Here is a 16,400-nt window from a genome sequence, read left to right as displayed (position 1 = left end):
CTCTGCACCCGCCGGCACCGGCTCGCTTGCGCGCGTGTCCTTCCGGACATGTTCTCGCGTTCGCGGCGCGCCGATTCTGTTAAAGTCCGGCGGCCCTTGACCCGCGATCAGGTCCAGCAGGCGCTCGACGGCGACCGGCCCGCCCTCACGGCCCTCGTGCGCGCGCTGCTGCCGGTGATCCGGGTCGAGGTCGGCGTCGCCCTGGTCCGCCGGGCGCTGCCGCGGCGGCGCGACCCGAGGCAGGACGTCGACGACTTCGCCCAGGACGTGCTGCTCTACCTGCTGGCCGACGGCGGCCGGCTGCTGCGGCAGTGGGACCCCGAGCGCGGCCGCTCGCTGCCGAGCTTCGTGCGCCTGATCGCGCGCCAGCGCGTCGCGCGGGTGCTGCACGGCCACCGCGGCAACCCGTGGAGCGACGAGCCGACCGCCCACGACGACCTCGAGCCGGTGATGCCCGAGACCTCGCGCGACGATCGCCTGCTCGAGTCGCGCGAGGAGCTGCGCGCGCTGCTCGAGCGGCTGCGGGCCCACCTCAACGAGCGCGGCCTGGTGCTGTTCGAGGAGATCTACGTGCAGCAGCGGCCGATCGCCGAGGTCGCGCACGAGCTCGGGATGACCCGCGAGGCGGTCGACGCCTGGAACACCCGCACCCGCAACCTGGCGCGCCGCCTGGCCGCCGGGCCGGCCAAGGAGCAGAAAGCATGAGCGGGCGTCGGATCGGCGCGCGTCGGCGCGTAAGGTGCTCGAGGAGGCCGCGATGACCGAACCCCTCGATCCGCTGCTGCGCGCCCTCGGCGAGGTCGAGCGGGACTACGAGCGCCGCCACCCCGCCGCCTGGGAGGCCGCGGTCGCCGGCTCGGCCGACCCCGCCGCGGTCGCGGCCGAGCGCGCCGCCGTCGACCCGGCCGACGAGCACCATGTCTTTCAGGACATGTTCTCTCGACCATTGTCCGACGACCAGGTCGCGGCGATGGTCGAGCGCGCCGCCGCCGCGCTCGGCCGACCCACCGAGGTCGCGCCCGCCGGCGCGGCCGTCGCGGCGCCGTCCGGACCCGCCGCGGCCCCCGCGGTCGCCGAGGTCGTCCCGCTGCGCGGCCGCGGGCGCGCGCTGGCGCTGGCCGGCGCCGCCGCGGCGCTCGCGGCCGCGCTGCTGCTGTGGCGCTCCACCGCCCCGGTCGGCGACCTCGGCGCCTACGACGTCACCGTGCGCAACGCCGCCGTGCAGGCCATGCGCAGCAGCGACGGCGCGGCCGCGGTCGACCGCTACCGCCTCGACTCGGAGATCGACTGGGTCCTGAGCCCGGAGCGCGACGTCTCGCGAGTGGTCGAGCTGCGGGTCGTCGCCCGCGCGGCCGGCGGCTGGGAGGAGCTGGTCACGCCGGTGTACACGCGCTCGCCGGCCGGCGCCCTGCGGATCCGCGGGCGCCTCGACGCCGTGCTGCCGCTGAAGCCGGGCCGCTGGCAGCTCGCGTTCGTGGTCAGCGCCGCCGGGGCGGCCCCGACGAGCGCCTCCGCGGTGCCGCGGGCGGTCGCCGAGCGCGAAGCCATCGTGGTGCCCGAGCGCCTCGAGGTCGAGGTCGAGGCGGCCGAGCACGCAGCTGCCCCATGAGACATGTCCGTTGGCGCATGACCTCTTGGACATGCTCATCGAGGCATGTCCGAAGCGCCACGCTGCTCGTCGCCCTCGCCGGCGCCTGCGCCGCGCCGGAGGCCGCGTCGACGACGGGCTCGCCGCTCGCCCCGGCCCCGCCGCACGAGCCCGCGCCGGAGGTCCTGTACGCCGGCTGCGAGGCGGTGACGAGCGGCCCGGTGTGCCGGCTGCGCGCCGGCGCGACCCTGCGGCTGTGGGTCGGCACCCACGCCGAGGCCGCGCTCGACGTCCGCCAGGACGACCGCCCGCTCGCCGTGACGTGGACCCCCGCGGCCGACGGCCTGCGCGCGGAGGTGCCGGCGAGCGCGGGCCTGCTGACGCTCGCGGCCGCCGACGCGGCGTGGCGCTGGTCGCTGCAGCTCGCCCCGACCGAGCCCCCACCGGCGGCGCTGGTCGAGGTCGACGCGAGGACGCAGGCCGGCGCCTACGCCGAGGCGCTCGCGCTGCTCGCCGGCCGCCTCCCCGAGCTCCGCGGCGCCGCCCTGGCCGAGGGCCTCAAGGCCCGCGCCGACCTCGAGTTCCTGCTCGGCGACCTGTCGGCGGCCCTGCGCAGCTACGACCAGGCGTTCGCGGCCGCCCTCGCCGAGGGTCTGCTCGGGCGCGCCGGCGAGGTCGCCCTGACCGCGACCTTCGTGTGCGCCACCCTGCGGCACGACCTCGCCGGCGCCCGCGACTGGCTCGCGCGCCACGAGTCGCTGATCGACCGCCTGCCCGAGGCGCGCCTGCGCCACGACTACTACGCCGGCCTCGTGGCCGATCGGGCAGGTGACGTCAACGCCGCGATCCGCCGCTACCGCGCCCACGCCCGCGTCGCGCGGGCGCTCGGACAGGCGCACGACGTCGCCGCCGCGCTGTCGGCCCTCGGGGTCCTGCTCGGCCGCCTCGGCGACGCGCTCGCGGCCGAGGCCGCGTTCGCCGAGGCGCTCGCGCTCGGCGAGCAGGTCCCCGCCGGCGAGCGCGCCCTGCTCCTCTACAACGCCGCCTGGACCGCCCTCGAGGCGCGCGCGCGCGGCGAGGAGGCCCCCGACCCCGAGCCGCGCTTCGCCGCCGCCGCCGCGCTGTTCGGCCCCGAGGGCCCGCGACCGGACCGCTTCATCGCCGCCGACGCCCAGCTCAACCTCGCCTACGCCGCGACCCTGCGCCGCGACGCCGACGCAGCCGCGGCCGCCCTGGCGCGCGTCGAGGTCGCCGATCGCCGGACCGGTCGCTGGCGGCTCTACGTCGCCGCGCGGATCGACGCGCTCGCCGGCCGCCACGCGGCGGCGCTGCGCGGGTTCACCACCCTGGCCGCGCGCGCCCGCGAGGACGACGACCGCGGCCTCGAGTGGAGCGCGGAGCTCGGCGCCGGCGACGCCCTCGCGGCCGGCGGCGACGACGAGGCGGCGCTCGAGCGCTACCGCCGGGCCGCGTCGCTGCACCGCGCCGACGTCGGGGCGCTGGCGATCGAGCACGGGCGCGAGCGCTTCGCCGCCGGCCGCGACGGCGGCGCGCAGGGCCTGGTCGCCACCCTGCTCCGCCTCGGCCGCGCCGAGGAGGCCGCCTGCGCCGCGCGCCAGGCCCGTGCCCACGCGTTCGCCGACCTCGCCGCGACCACCCGCGACCCCGCCGCGCTGGCGGCCTACCGCGACGCGCGGGCCGGGCTCGACGCGGCCCTCGAGCGCACCTGGGAGCTGCCCCGCCGCCGCGGCGAGGCCGAGCGCGCGCGCCTGCGAGCGCAGCGTCAGGCCCTCGACGCGGGCCTCGACGCGGCGCTCCGCGGCGACGTGCAGCCGGAAGCCGGCGCGCGCGCGGCCGACAAGCTGTCGCAAGAGACAGCTCCCTCGCCGGACTCTCCCCACCGCCGCCCCACGCCCGCTGCCGCCGACGACCTGCCCCGAGAGACAGCCCCGTCGCGCCCGCTGTCCGCCTGCCCCGGCCTGCGCGACCCCGCGCCCGGCGAGCTGCTGCTCGTCTACTACCCGCTCGCCGAACGCCACGTCGGCTTCGCCGTCGAGCGCCACGGCGTCGTCGCCGCCGCGCTGTCCGACCCTGACGCCGCCCTCGACCGCGGCGCCGCCCTGCTCGGCCCGTTCGACGCTGCCCTCGCGCGCGCGCGGCGGGTCACGATCGTCGCCTCCGGGCGGCTCGGCCGCGAGGCGTTCCACGCCCTGCCCTGGCGCGGCGCGCCGCTGGTCGCCGCGCGGCCCGTCGCCTACGGCCTCGACCTGTCCCGGACGCCAGGTCCGCCGCGGCCCCTCGCCCGCGCCGTCCAGCTCGTCCCGCCGAGCAACCTCGCCCGCGCGCGCGAGGAGGCCGACGCCGTGCGGGCCCTCCTCGGCGAGCGCGCCGTCGCCGTCGTCCGCCTGCGCGGCGACGAGCCGGCGCTGGCGGCCGCGCTGACCGGCGTCGACCTGCTGCACTTCGTCGGCCACGCCCGCGGCGGCGGCTGGGGCAGCGCCCTCGATCTCGGCGGCGAGCGCAGCCTCGCGGCCCGCGACCTGCTCGCCGCCCCGGCGCCCGCGATCGCGGTCCTCAGCGGCTGCGAGACCGGCCTCCACGACCCGCGCTCGCACGCCGGCGGCATGAGCCTCGCGCACGCCTTGCTGCTCGCCGGCGCGGACGCCGTGATCGCCGCCGACGATCGCGTCGACGACGACCTCGCGGCCGAGCTCGTGCCCGCGGCGACGCGCGCGATCGCCGACGGCCACGACCCCGTCGCGGCCCTCCGCGCCGCCCAGCAGCAGCTCCGCGACGCGCGGAGCGACTGGTCCCGCTTCCGCGTGTTCGTCCCCTGACGCCCGCGGTCGATCACGACCGCGTGAGGACCGACCGCCTCGACGTCTACGGCCCCTCCGATGCCCGCTCCTCCGAGCCTCGCCCTCGTCCTCGCCGTCACCGCCGCGCCCGCGCAGGCCGCAGGCCCCCGGGCCGAGGTCCAGCCGCCGCCCGCAGGTGTCGCCAAGGACAGCCCCTCCCTGCCCGCAGATGTCCCCAAGGACAGCCTCACCTCGACCGGCCCGCTCGCCAAGCAGGTCTGGCGCCGCTACGTCGCCCTCGTCGACAAGACGCCCGCCGATCCGTGCCCGACCGCCAGCGCCGGGTGGACCGGCGAACGGCTGTTCCGTCGCGGCAGCGTCGCCGCCTTGCTCGGCGACAAGGGCGTCTTGCCGCCCGCGCTCGAGCGCTTCTGCCTCTACACCTGGGGCGGCAAGAGCCCGCCCGCGGCGCCGCCCGCGTTCCCGGGGCCCGACGGCGTCAAGGTCGTGCGCGTCGACGCCGATCGCGAGGTCGTCGTCCCGCAGGCCCCGTACCTCGGCGGCGACCGCGACGTCCGCACCCGGCTCGCCAACGTCTTCCTGCAGGCCGCCGGGGCCGCGCCGGGCGGCGCCGTCGGTCCCTCGATGCACGCCGACAAGGAGGGTCCCGCCAGGGTCGCCGTGATCGACACCGTGGGCTTCGACGAGGCCGGCCGCATCGACTACGCCGGCGCCGCCGCGCGCGAGCGCCACGGCCTGGCCGTGGCCGAGGTCATCGCCGCCGTGCGCTGCCCCAACGGCGAGGCCGGCTGCCGCGGCCAGCAGTTCCACGCCCAGGCCTTTCCATACGTCGCGGCCTCGCCCCAGCCGCAGCCCGGCGGCGGCCCACTCGCCAGCATGGCCTCGCTCGCCCACGCGACCGCCGAAGCCCTCGTGCGCTGGAGTCGGGGCGACATGCGGACCTCGCCGCTGATCCTGAACTTCAGCGTCGCCTGGGACCCGCGGTTCGGCGACGCCCTCACCGCCCCCGGCCAGGAGGCCGCGCACACCGACCTGCTCGCGACCGCGAGCGCCGGCGTCCCGGCCACCGTGCAGGCTGTCCATACGGTCATGGTCTATGCGACATGTCTCGACGTACTTGCGATCGCCGCCGCCGGCAACAACACCGGCGCCGCCTGCGAGCAGCAGGGCCTGATGGCGCCCGCGAGCTGGGAGCGCTACCCCGCCCCCGATCGCGCCCGCTGCGAGGCGCTGTTCGGCGCGCTGCCGCCGTGGCGCCCCGGCGACCCCGCGATCGCCGCCCCGAAGCGCTCGCTCGTCTACGGCGCCGGAGGGGTCGACGCCGCCGATCGCCCGATCCCGGTCGCGCGCCCGGGCGGGAGCTCGCCGCGCGTGCTCGCGGCGCTGCAGGCCGTCGCCGGCGCCGGCACCCGCCAGACCGACGCCTGGACCGGCACCTCGATCGCCGCCGCCTCGCTGTCGGCGCTCGCCGCCCAGGTCTGGTCGCACCACCGCACCTTGACCTCGCATCAGGTCCTCGCCGTGCTCGACGCCGGCGGCCAGCTCACCGCCTCGCCCACCAAGGAGCGCGTGCTCCGGCTGCGGGCCCACACCGCGTTCGCGCACCTGTGCACCCTGCGCTACCCCGGCGTCGCCTGCCCCAACCCGTACGCGCCGCCGACCATGCCCGCCGCGATCGCCTGGCCTCCGCAGCTCATCAGCGCGAGCGTGGGGCCGACCCAGGCCCTCGCGTGCTCGACCTCGACGGTGCGATGCGGCGCCGGCACGTTCGCGCGCCACGACTGCGGGGCGACCGCGGCCGCCGCCTCGCCTCCGCCGGCCGAGCCGTGGGTCCGGCCGCAGCCCGACATGCCCCTGTGCCCGGTCTGCCCGGTCCGCGGGGGCCGCTTGACCCTCTCGCTCCACCCCGACTTCACCGGCGCGAGCGTGACCTTGCAAAATCCTGTCCTCGAGTTCAGGCGCGCCGACGGCAGCTACGTCGCCACCCGCCTGGCCCAGGTGTCGGTCGGCCCCGCCGGGACCGAGGTCGACCTCTCGCGCTACCGCGTCAGCCTCCCCACCGGCCCCGTCACCCTCGCCGCCCTCCTCGCCGCCGAGTCGATCCGCGCCGGCGTGCTCGCCTTCGTCGTCACCGACGCCAGCGGCGCCCGGGCCTCCCTCCGCAGCGCCGTGACCGTCGAGCCCTGAGCTCGCAGATGAATGTCTTCGAGGACATGCCCTTGAAGACATCCACGAGAAAGGCGGCGCATCGATCGCGCCGCCCATCCTCACCGACGGCTCACGGCTTGACCTTGACCTCGAGGTCGAGCTTGTCCGTCGCGTCGGTGGGCCCGCCGACGAGCATCATCTCGGCCGTCGACGCGATCGTCACCCCGCCGGGCGCGACCAGCAGCATGATGATGTCCTCGATGACGATCGACGCGCCGAGGTGCACGCGGGCCGCGGGCGACAGCGCCGGGACCTCCCACTCCAGCGGATCGATCGCCGCCATCATCCGATCGCCCTCGAACACCGGCAGCGTCTCGCCGTCGATCGCCTCGACCGGCAGCACGGGCGTCAGCCCGCCGAGCGGCGCCAGCTCGCGGACGGCCGGCTCCTCGGCGAGCACCGGCAGCAGCGCGAGGCAGCTCGCGCGCGCGGCCTTGTCCGCGAGGCGCAGGCAGGCCTCCTTCGGGCTCGCGGCCGGCTTCGTCGGCCCGTCGGCCGTGTGGACCTGCCACTGCCGCGCCTCTTCAAACTCGGCCTCGGCGAAGCGGTCGGTGATCACCACCCCGACCTTGCTCTCCGTGCATTTCCAGCGGGCGCGGAGCAAGGAGCACTGGTCGGGCGTGAGCTCCGAGCAGCGCGTGTTGAAGTAGTCGTAGCAGCTGTTGACCTCCGGGAAATGCACCGGCTCGTGCAGGCCCCAGCGATCGGTGAGCGTGACCTTGCGAAAATCGGTCGAGGGCTCCTCGATCGCGGCGTCGCAGGCGGCCGCGCCGAGGGTGAACGTGACGAGCGAGAGCATACGGAGTCGAGCGAACGGCATGACGATTCCTCGTGACCCGGCGACGGCCGGGCGACATTCGGGTGAGTGACGACGCGGCCCCGTCGCCCGCCTCCGGGAGGCTCGGCGCGCCGCGCAACGGTCATCGACATCGACCCGCCGACTTCTGACGCGACCGCGAAAATTTTTAAAACGAAACGACGGATGCGCCCGACGGTCCGCGCACGCCGGCCGTCATCCCTCCGCCACCGCCCGAGTGCTCCTCGCGCATCGGCGGCGCAGTAAACGGAGCGACGCGGGTGAACGCGCGGGTTACGCGTCGTGCAGTCGACCGCGCGAGGGGCCGTACCACGCGACGGCGCGCGGCGGATCGACCTTCGGCTCGTTCATCGGCCTCGGACCGCATCGTGGCGCTCGTCGCATGGGCCGACCGAGCTCGGCGGCGAGCCGGCTGACGATTGGGGCTTGCGCGGCCGGAGCGGTGATGGCATTGTCGTCCGCGACATGGCAATGTTCATCCGCCTGCGCTGAGCTCCGCAGTACCCGCTCGCAGACCGCGTGTTCCGGCAGATCCGGCGCGCAGGTCGTGAGCGCGAGTGCTGCGGTGCCGTGCCCGCATTTCCGTCCTTTTGTCCCACGGAATGCCCGGGCGCGGCGTCTCATGCCGCCGGAAGGCATCGCCGCGTCGAGACGTCGTCTCGCCGCGCCGGGGCACATGAGCCGCGCGCACGGGCTTCCCAGCTCGCTCGGGCCTACGGGCCGCGAGCGGAGGAGTCCATCGTATGACCAGACATTCCAGGCATTCGTCCACCGTGCGTCCCACGCCGCGGGCCCTCGTGCTCGGCCGGCAGTTCCCCGGCGACAGCGAAGCATCCGTGCAGGCGGCCCTCGACGAGCTCGAGAACCTGCTCGCCCAGCTCGAGATCCGCGTCGTCGCCACCGTGCTCCAGCGCCAGCGGACCGCCGATCCGACGATCGGCGAGGGCAAGCTCGCGGAGCTCGCGGCGCGCGTCGCCGAGGTCCGCGGCGGCGGCGACGAGGAGGACGAGCTCCTCCTCGTCGTCGACGACGCGCTGAGCCCCGCCCAGCTCCGCGCCCTCGAGGACGCGCTCGCGGGCGTCGAGGTGATCGACCGCGCGAGCGTGATCCTCCGGATCTTCGAGCGCCACGCGCGGACCCGGGTCGCGCGGCTCGAGGTCGAGATCGCCGCGCTCTCGCACGCGCTCCCACGTGTCCGTGAGGACAGGTCGCTCGGCGGGCGCGAGGGCGGCGGCGGCGGCCGTGGCGAGCGCGGTCACAGCAACGTCACCCTGAAGAAGCAGGAGCTCCGCGAACGGATCGCCGGCCTGCGCCGGGAGCTCGCGGGCCTGCGCGCCTCCGAGGAGACGCAGCGAGCGCGCCGCAAGGACCACCCGCGCGCGGCCCTGGTCGGCTACACCAACGCAGGCAAGTCGTCGCTGATGCGCGCGCTGACCGGGAGCGAGGTGCTGGTCGAGGACCGGCTGTTCGCGACCCTCGACACCACGGTGCGGGCGGTCTCGCCGGAGACGGCGCCGCGGATCCTGGTGTCGGACACGGTCGGCTTCATCCGCGAATTGCCGCACGAGCTCGTCGCGTCGTTCCACGCCACCCTCGCCGAGGCGCGCGACGCAGGGCTCCTGCTCGTCGTCGTCGACGCGTCGGATCCGCAGTGGCGCACCCAGCTCGCGGTGACCCGCGAGGCGCTGGCGACGATCGGCGCGGCCGCGGTGCCCTCGCTGGTGATCTTCAACAAGATCGACCGGGTCGACGCGGCGACGCGCGAGGCGCTGGCCGAGGAGCTGCCGGCGGCGCTGCAGATCTGCGCGCACTTGCCGGAGGACGTCGCTCGCCTGCGCGCGGCGCTGATCGAGGCGTTCGACGCGTCGCAGGTCGACGACGTGCTCGAGGTGCCCTTCGCGGAGGGCCACCTGCTCGGGGAGATCCGCGCGCACGCCCGCGTGCTCGCCGAGGCGTACACCGAGGCCGGTGCGCTGCTCCGGGTGCGCGCGCTGCCGGCGGCGCTCGAGCGCTGGCGCGGCCTGCTGTCGACGGTGCGACCGATCACGAGCCCGGCGGAGCTGCTCGCGGTCGTCCGCCGACACGGGCTCGAGCTGCACGCCGAGGACGCCGAGTTCGATCGCACCGGGCTCGACTTCCTGGTCGTGCACGCGCGCGACGAGGCGGGGGCGCCATGGATCGTGCGGACGCCGCGTCGCCCCGAGGTGACGGCGTCGACCTACGTCGAGGCGCGGGTGCTCCGGCTGGTGCGCCCGCGCCTGCCGGTGGCCGCTCCCGACTGGCGGGTGCACGCCCCCGACGTGATCGCCTACCCGCGGATCTCCGGCACGCCGGCGGTGACGGTGACGCCGGCGGGCCCGCAATGGAACATCCTCGATCCGGCGGCGCCCTCCGAGGCGTTCCTCGAGTCGTTCGCGCGCGCGCTCGCGGCGTTGCAGTCGATCGCGCCGGAGGCGGCGAGCCGCGCGGGCGTGCCGACGACGACGATCGCGGAGGTGCGCGCGGCGCTGTCGCGCTCGATGGACGCGACCCGCGAGGCGCTGCAGCCCACGGAGGCGGTGTGGCGACGCTGGCAGCGCTGGCTCGCCGACGACGCGATGTGGCCGCAGCACCTCGCGCTGGTGCACGGGGACCTGCACCCGGGGCACATGCTCCTCGGGACAGACGGGACGCTGGTCGGGATCCTCGACTGGACGGAGGCCCGGGTGACCGACCCCTCGATCGACCTGGCGATGTTCTGCGGGTGCTTCGGGCGGCCCGCGCTCGAGCGGCTGGTCGAGCGCTTCGCGCGGGCGGGCGGGGCGACGTGGCCGCGCCTCGTCGATCACGCCGCCGAGCGCTGGGCGGCCTTCCCGGTGCTCGGCGCGGAGTGGGCGCTCCGCACCGACAACGCGGCGGTGCTCGAGCACGTGCGCGGACAACTCGCGGCGATCACGGCCGAGACCGCCGCGTGAGCGAGGATGCCGGGCGAGCCCGCCGACCTGACGCTCGAGACAGGTCAGGTCGGCGGCGCTGCCGTCCGGTTTTTCCAATCCATCCGTCGCGCGGCTCGCTACGGTCCGTACCATGAAGATTCTCGTCACAGGAGCGACCGGAAAGGTCGGAAGCCGTCTCGCTCGTCGCCTCGCCGACCGCGGTCATCACGTGCGCGCGCTCGTGCGCGATCCGGGCCGCGCCGACGCGCTGCGCGGGCGCGACGTGGACCTCGTGCGCGGCGACCTGCTCGACGTCGCGTCTCTCGCGGCCGCGGTGCGCGGCGTCGACGCGGTCGTCCACTGCGCGGCGTTCTTCCGCGGCGCGACGCCCGAGCAGGCGCACGCCGTCAACGACGGCGGCACGCAGCACCTCGCGTCCGCGGCGCGCGCCGCCGCGGTGAAGCGCTTCGTGTTCACGAGCACCGGGTTGGTGTACGGCGGGACTGGCGGGCGCACCGCAAGCGAGGACGATCCGTGCACGCCGGTACCGGCGTACCCGGTGAGCAAGCTGGCCGCCGAGCGGGCCCTGTTCGCGCTCGACGGCATCGACGTCCGCGTGCTCCGCCTGCCATTCGTGTACGGCGACGGCGATCCGCACATCGAGGAAGCGGTCCCGATGATGCGCGGCTTCCCGCCGGCGCAGCGCATGTCGATCGCTCACCACGCCGACGTCGCGCAGGCGGTCTTTCGCGTGCTCGAGACGGCGTCGCCGTCGCACCGGATCTACAACGTCGCCGACGACGAGGCGCCCGACCTGGCGACGCTCTTCGCGTCGGTCGGCGCGCCGCCGCCCGACGGCTCCGCCGCCGAGGCTGCGCGCCCGTTCGACGTCGTGCTCGACGTCCGCCGGATCCGCGAGGACCTCGGCTTCCGCCCGCAGTACCCGCGCCTCCAGGACGCGATCGCTGCCGGCACCGCGTGACGCGAGCCGGGCGCCCGCGGCCTACCTCCGGGCGCCCGCGATCAGCGCCATCATCTCGGGATAGTGATAGGTCGCGCTCGTCGTCGGGGTGTTCTTCGCCCTCGCGATCATCGCCTTCGCAATCTGCTCCACGGTGATCGACTTGAGATTCGCCGGTGTGATGAATGAAAATAACGGCAGCGTCTTCTCGAGCAGCCAGGGCGTGTGCTGTGAGCCGATGATCATCGCCGGGCGGAAGACGCTCACCGTCGCCGGTCCGCTCGCGCGCACGGCTGCTTCGGACTCGCCCTTGACGCGGTTGTACCGCGACATGCCCGCGGCGCCGCTGCCGGTCGCCTTCGCGGTCGGGTCCGCACCGACCGCGCTCATGAACGCGAGGTGTCGGACCTTGCCCGAATCGCGCAGCGCCCGCGCGAACGCTTCGTTCAATGCGACGTCCACCGCGCGATGTTCTTCCAGCGTGAGCTTCGCGGTGCCGGCGCCGACGCCCAGCACGCTGAAGCCCTCCAGGTCGCCGTCGAGCTCGCGGCACGCCTCGATCGTCGCCGCGGCCAGCGGCTCGGGCTTCATCTCGGGGACGAGCTTCTCCACCAGCGTGCGACCGGCGGCGCGGGCCATGGCGACCGCCTCGGGTATCGATCTGCGCGAGAGCGTGACGACGGCCTCGAAGTCGGCGTCGTGGAACAACTCGCGGAGCAGTGCGGTGCCGACCGAGCCGGAGCCGCCGAGAACGATCGCCGTGCGCTTGATGGCCAAAGCAGCGCGATGATACGGCCCAGCGCGCCCGACGACCAGTGCGGTGCCGCTCGACCCGTGGTAGGAGACAAGGCTCGCATCGCAGCTGAGGTCTGTCGACCTGCTGGCCGGCGTCGACGACGCCGCGGAGTTTCTCGCCATCAACCCTGCCGGGTTCATCCCGGCCATCCGGGACGGCGACGTGACGATGGTCGAATCGCTAGCGATCATGGAGTACCTGATGGCCCGCTGCGAGCGACGCGGTGAAGGCCGGCTCGCGCGGCCGCGCCACGGACGAGCCCACCAGGCGCCGCGCCGCCGGCAGACCGCGCAGGTCCGCGCGTTCCCTCGATGCATCGCCGGGGGGTAGTCTGCGGTCATGGCCACGGAGCTCAGCACCGCCTTCAATCCCATGGCGCCGGATCAGATCGACGATCCGTACCCCCTGTACGCGCGGGCGCGCCGCGAGCGGCCCGTGTTCTTCGCCGAGAGCCTGGGCGCGTGGGTCGTGACCCGCTACGCCGACATCGCCGCGGTCACCCGCGACACCGAGCGGTTCTCCTCGACCGGCGCGCTCGAGTCCTCGGCGGTGTTCCCGGACGAGGTGACGGACACCCTGCGGACCGGCTATCTGGAATTCCAGTCGCTGGTCCAGAGCGACCCGCCCGACCACACGCGCGTGCGCAACGTCTTCAATAAAGCCCTGTCGCCGCAGCGCGTCGCGGCGCTCGAGCCGAAGGTCCGCGCGATCGCCGACGAGCTGATCGACGGGTTCGTACACGACGGCGAGGTCGAGCTGATCGAGCGCTTCGCGTTCCCGCTGCCCGGCGCGGTGATCGGCGAGCTGCTCGGGGTCCCGCGCTCCGATCTGCCGCGGCTCAAGCGGGGGTCGAACGCGAAGCAGATCTTGCTCGCAGGCGTCGCCCCGCCGGCGCTGCTGGCCGAATGCGCCCGCGAGTTCGTGGACCTGCAGCGCTACTTCGGCGCGCACATCGAGGCCCGGGTCGGCGAGCCGCGCGGCGACCTGCTGACCCTGCTCGCGCCGATCGACATCGGCGGCACGGCGCCGCTGACGATGCAGGAGGCGGTGTGCAACGCGATCGACCTGCTCGCCGCGGGTCACGAGACGACCACCGACATGATCGGCAACGGCATGACGCTGCTCATGGCCCACCCCGAGCAGCTCGCGGCCCTCCGCGCCGACCCGTCGCTCGTCCCCGACGCGGTCGACGAGATCTTGCGCATGGAGGCGCCCGTCCGCGGGCTGTTTCGCCGCGTGACCGTCGATACCACGCTCGCGGGCGTGGCGCTGCCGGCCGGCGCGCGGCTGTTCCTGCTGTACGGCTCGGCGAACCGCGACGAGCAGGCCTACCCCGACCCCGACGCGTTCGACATCCGCCGCCGCCCCGCGACCCCGCACCTCGCGTTCTCGAAGGGCATTCACTACTGCGTCGGCAACGCGCTCGCGCGCCTCGAGGGCCGCGTCGCGTTCGAACGCCTGCTCGCGCGCCTCCCCGGCGTCCGCCTCCACCCGACCCGGCCGGCAGAGCGCCGCGCGTTCATCATCCTGCGGGGATACGAGCGCCTGCCGCTGGTGTGGGACGCGGCGCCCCGCCGGGCGAACGCATGAACGCGCGGCCCGCTGGTCTCGCTCCCCGCGCTCCCGGCGAGCCCGCCGTCGCGCCGCACGCCGCAGGGCCGTGGTAAGGTGCGGCGTGGCCGACGACCGCCGCTACGACGACCGCGAGGTCGGGCTGATCCTCAAGCGGGTCGCAGAGCTGCAGGCGCATGAGGGCGATCGCGCCGACGCGCGCGCGATGACGCGAACGGAGATCGAGCAGGTGGTCGGCGAGCTCGGGTTCTCGAAGGCCCTCGTCGCGCGGGCGGCGTCCGAGCTCTCGGTGCAGGACCTGCGCAATCGCCCGGTCTGGTACCTCGGCGGCAAGACCGACCTGATGTTCGAGGAGGTCGTCGAGGGGACGATCGACGAGGCGACGCTGACCCGGATGCTCGAGGCGCTGCGCCGCCACCTCGGCGAGCCCGGCAAGCTCGAGCGCGAGGGCGGGGCGCAGATCTGGTCGACCCGCGAGGGCGGGCGACGGATCCACTTCACGGTGGTGCCGCTCGAGGGCCGCACGACGCTGCGCGTCGAGGAGCGCATGCCCTTCGAAGCCCGCGGCACTGTCGGCGTCGGCGCCTTTCTCGGCGGCTTCCTCGGCTTCATGAGCATGGTCCCGCTCAAGGCGCTGATCGCCAAATCGTTGCTCATGCTGCTCATGGGCCCGCTCACGCTGGGGGGTGCGCTCCTCGGCTGGCTCCTGGCCCGCGCGACCTGGAAGCGCATCGCCACCGCGCGGGAGGAGGTGCTCCGCCGGGTGTTCGGCGAGATCGTCGCCGTCGCCGCCGCCCGCGACACCACGCGAGCGGGCCTCCCCGCCGACGAGGATGAATCGACGTAGCCCCGAGTACCTCGAGGCAGGCCCCGCCGCCGTCGCTGTTGCTGCACCACGAGCCGTCCGCCTGTATCCGACGAACTGGACGCACCGGCGATCCGCAGAGGCCGGTGCCCGGCGATTGGGCGGCGCGCTCTGCCGGCGACGAGGCCGTCCGCGCTGTGGCACTCTTCGGCGCGGGCCGGTGGACCCGGCCGGCGATCGGAGGACGAGATGATCACGCTTTATGGCTTCGGACGCATCTTTCCCGAGGGGCGCGGCGAGACGAAGGACCTCCGGGCTCAGTGGGCGCTCGAGGAGACGGGGCTGCCGTATCGAGTCCACGCGCTCGACCACACCGGCGGCGAGCTCGACGGCGACGCCTTCGGGCGGATCAGCCCCTTCCGTCAGGCGCCGGTCATCGACGACGACGGCTTCATCGTGGCCGAGTCGGCGGCGGTGGTGCTCTACCTGGCGGAGAAGGCCGGCAAGCTGATCCCGGGCGACGTCCAGGGCCGCACCCGCGTCGTCCAGTGGTGCTTCGCCGCGGCCAGCACCGTCGAGCCGACCCTCGTGTGCCTCGATCTCATCGAGATCTTCGACCGCGACGGGGCCGCCCACAAGGTCAAGGCGGGGGTGCGCGAGATCGCCGGCCGCTGGCTCGGTCACGTCGAGCGCCGCCTCGAAGGCCGCGAGTGGATCGCCTGCGATGAATTCACGGCGGCCGACATCATGATGGCCTGCGTTTTGCGCGGCATCCGCAAGACCGACCTGATGGAGCCGTATCCGCGGATCAAGGCCTACTACGAGCGGACCTTCGCCCGCCCGGCCTGGCAGCGCACTCTCGGCCTCTATGCGGAGCGGGTCGGCGCGAGCGTCGACGACCTCCGCTAGCGCCCGGCGTAGCCGCGAGCTGTACCGGGCTACGGCGTTTCTCGCCGGGCCGAGCCCCGCCGTGGCGGCGCGGTGAGACGGGTCGTGCTGCGCTCCGCGTTGTAGCGCGCGATGTCGGTGAAGACCGCGCGCAGGACCGGGCTCCTGGCCCGCTCGGGCAGGAACAACGCGATGATCTCGAGCGTGGCGCCGATGTCTTCCGGCAGCACCCGCACCAGAGTGTTCGCCGCGAGGTCCTGGAACACCAGGTGCATCGGCAACAGCGCGACGCCGAGCCCCTCGAGCGCCGAGAGCCGCAACAGGGGGAGGTCGTTGGTGGCCAACCACGGGCGCACGAGCAGCGACGTGCCGCGGAGCTGCGGCCAGGTCGTGAGCCCCTCCACGCCCCGTGGGCCGGAGAGCACCACGTGTTCCGCCAGATCTTGCGGCTTCGTGAGCGGCGAGCGACCGGCGAGATAGGCTGGACTGGCGACCGCGATGAAGTGTGCCTCCCCGAGCTTGCGCCGCATCCACGGCAGCTCGGGAGGCGCCTCGGTGGTGATGATCGCGTCGAAGCGTTCCTCGACGAGATTCGGGCGCCGCTCGGTCACCACGATCTCGATCTCGACGGCCGGGTATTGTCGCTGCAGGCGCCCGAGCACGTGCCCGATGGACGCACCGCCGAGGCCGGCCGGCATGGCGAAGCGCAAACGTCCGCGAATTTGACCCGCGTCGGCGCGGACCGAGTCGGAGATGCTCTGTAGGTTGGCGAGCAACACCCCTGCCTCCGCCGCGAGCCGGCGCCCCGCCCCGGTGAGCGTGAAAGTGCGCGTATTCCTCTCGGCGAGGACGACGTCCAAATCGTGTTCGAGTCGAGCCAGGCGGCGGCTCACCGTGCTCCTGGGTACGCCGAGCTCGGCCGCCGCGGCGGTCAGCGAGCCGGTACGAGCGAGAACCAGAAGGGTCGGCAAGTTCGCGAGCAGGGCGTCCACGCGCGTCATTGTACTGGAGCATCGGCGCACCACAGAAGC

Annotated in this window: 11 protein-coding genes and 1 pseudogene; 10 read left to right on the top strand and 2 right to left on the bottom strand. The window is 74.7% G+C overall.

All coding sequences use genetic code 11. The annotated features are described in order from the left end of the window. Window positions 1–96 precede the first annotated feature (96 nt). From K7C98_RS26955 to K7C98_RS26940, 4 genes are read left to right on the top strand one after another with little or no spacing between them, the layout of a single operon-like run. Window positions 97–705: a sigma-70 family RNA polymerase sigma factor gene (locus K7C98_RS26955; RefSeq protein WP_224194653.1), complete on the top strand. Its 609-nt coding sequence runs from the start codon at window positions 97–99 to the stop codon at window positions 703–705. Between the two features lie 52 nt (window positions 706–757). Next, a complete protein-coding gene (locus K7C98_RS26950; protein WP_224194652.1) occupies window positions 758–1,609 on the top strand; it encodes a hypothetical protein in 852 nt (283 codons plus the stop codon). Window positions 1,610–1,626: 17 nt separating this feature from the next. Next, window positions 1,627–4,425: a CHAT domain-containing protein gene (locus K7C98_RS26945; protein ID WP_224194651.1), complete on the top strand. Its 2,799-nt coding sequence runs from the start codon at window positions 1,627–1,629 to the stop codon at window positions 4,423–4,425. Between the two features lie 60 nt (window positions 4,426–4,485). Next, window positions 4,486–6,594, top strand: a complete 2,109-nt coding sequence (locus K7C98_RS26940) for a S8 family serine peptidase (protein ID WP_224194650.1) — start codon at window positions 4,486–4,488, stop codon at window positions 6,592–6,594. Between the two features lie 91 nt (window positions 6,595–6,685). Here the strand turns inward: K7C98_RS26940 and K7C98_RS26935 are convergent, their stop codons facing one another. Next, on the bottom strand, window positions 6,686–7,435 hold the full coding sequence (locus K7C98_RS26935) for a hypothetical protein (RefSeq protein ID WP_224194649.1): 750 nt from the start codon (window positions 7,433–7,435) through the stop codon (window positions 6,686–6,688). Window positions 7,436–8,205: 770 nt separating this feature from the next. Here K7C98_RS26935 and hflX point away from each other — a divergent pair. From hflX to K7C98_RS26900, 6 genes and pseudogenes are all read left to right on the top strand, one after another. Continuing rightward, window positions 8,206–10,386, top strand: coding sequence for a GTPase HflX (hflX, locus tag K7C98_RS26930; RefSeq protein ID WP_224194648.1), 2,181 nt, complete (start codon window positions 8,206–8,208; stop codon window positions 10,384–10,386). 112 nt (window positions 10,387–10,498) lie between these two features. Continuing rightward, window positions 10,499–11,329 (top strand): NAD-dependent epimerase/dehydratase family protein, encoded by an 831-nt coding sequence (locus K7C98_RS26925; protein WP_224194647.1) that lies wholly within the window; start codon window positions 10,499–10,501, stop codon window positions 11,327–11,329. A gap of 835 nt (window positions 11,330–12,164) precedes the next feature. Beyond that, window positions 12,165–12,314 (top strand): annotated as a pseudogene (locus K7C98_RS45045) (glutathione S-transferase family protein); the annotation flags it as partial. A gap of 129 nt (window positions 12,315–12,443) precedes the next feature. Continuing rightward, window positions 12,444–13,694, top strand: coding sequence for a cytochrome P450 (locus tag K7C98_RS26910; protein WP_224194645.1), 1,251 nt, complete (start codon window positions 12,444–12,446; stop codon window positions 13,692–13,694). 85 nt (window positions 13,695–13,779) lie between these two features. Next, a complete protein-coding gene (locus K7C98_RS26905) occupies window positions 13,780–14,523 on the top strand; it encodes a hypothetical protein (protein ID WP_224194644.1) in 744 nt (247 codons plus the stop codon). A 207-nt stretch (window positions 14,524–14,730) separates the two neighbouring features. Further along, window positions 14,731–15,390: a glutathione S-transferase family protein gene (locus tag K7C98_RS26900; protein WP_224194643.1), complete on the top strand. Its 660-nt coding sequence runs from the start codon at window positions 14,731–14,733 to the stop codon at window positions 15,388–15,390. A 29-nt stretch (window positions 15,391–15,419) separates the two neighbouring features. Here K7C98_RS26900 and K7C98_RS26895 read toward each other — a convergent pair whose 3' ends face one another. Further along, window positions 15,420–16,361: a LysR family transcriptional regulator gene (locus tag K7C98_RS26895; RefSeq protein ID WP_224194642.1), complete on the bottom strand. Its 942-nt coding sequence runs from the start codon at window positions 16,359–16,361 to the stop codon at window positions 15,420–15,422. Window positions 16,362–16,400 lie beyond the last annotated feature (39 nt).

The sequence above is a fragment of the Nannocystis pusilla genome, from assembly GCF_020073745.1.
In the GTDB taxonomy this organism is placed as follows: domain Bacteria; phylum Myxococcota_A; class Polyangia; order Nannocystales; family Nannocystaceae; genus Nannocystis; species Nannocystis radixulma.
Note: the sequence above shows the minus strand (reverse complement) of the source record. Positions and strands in the feature narration are given on the sequence as shown.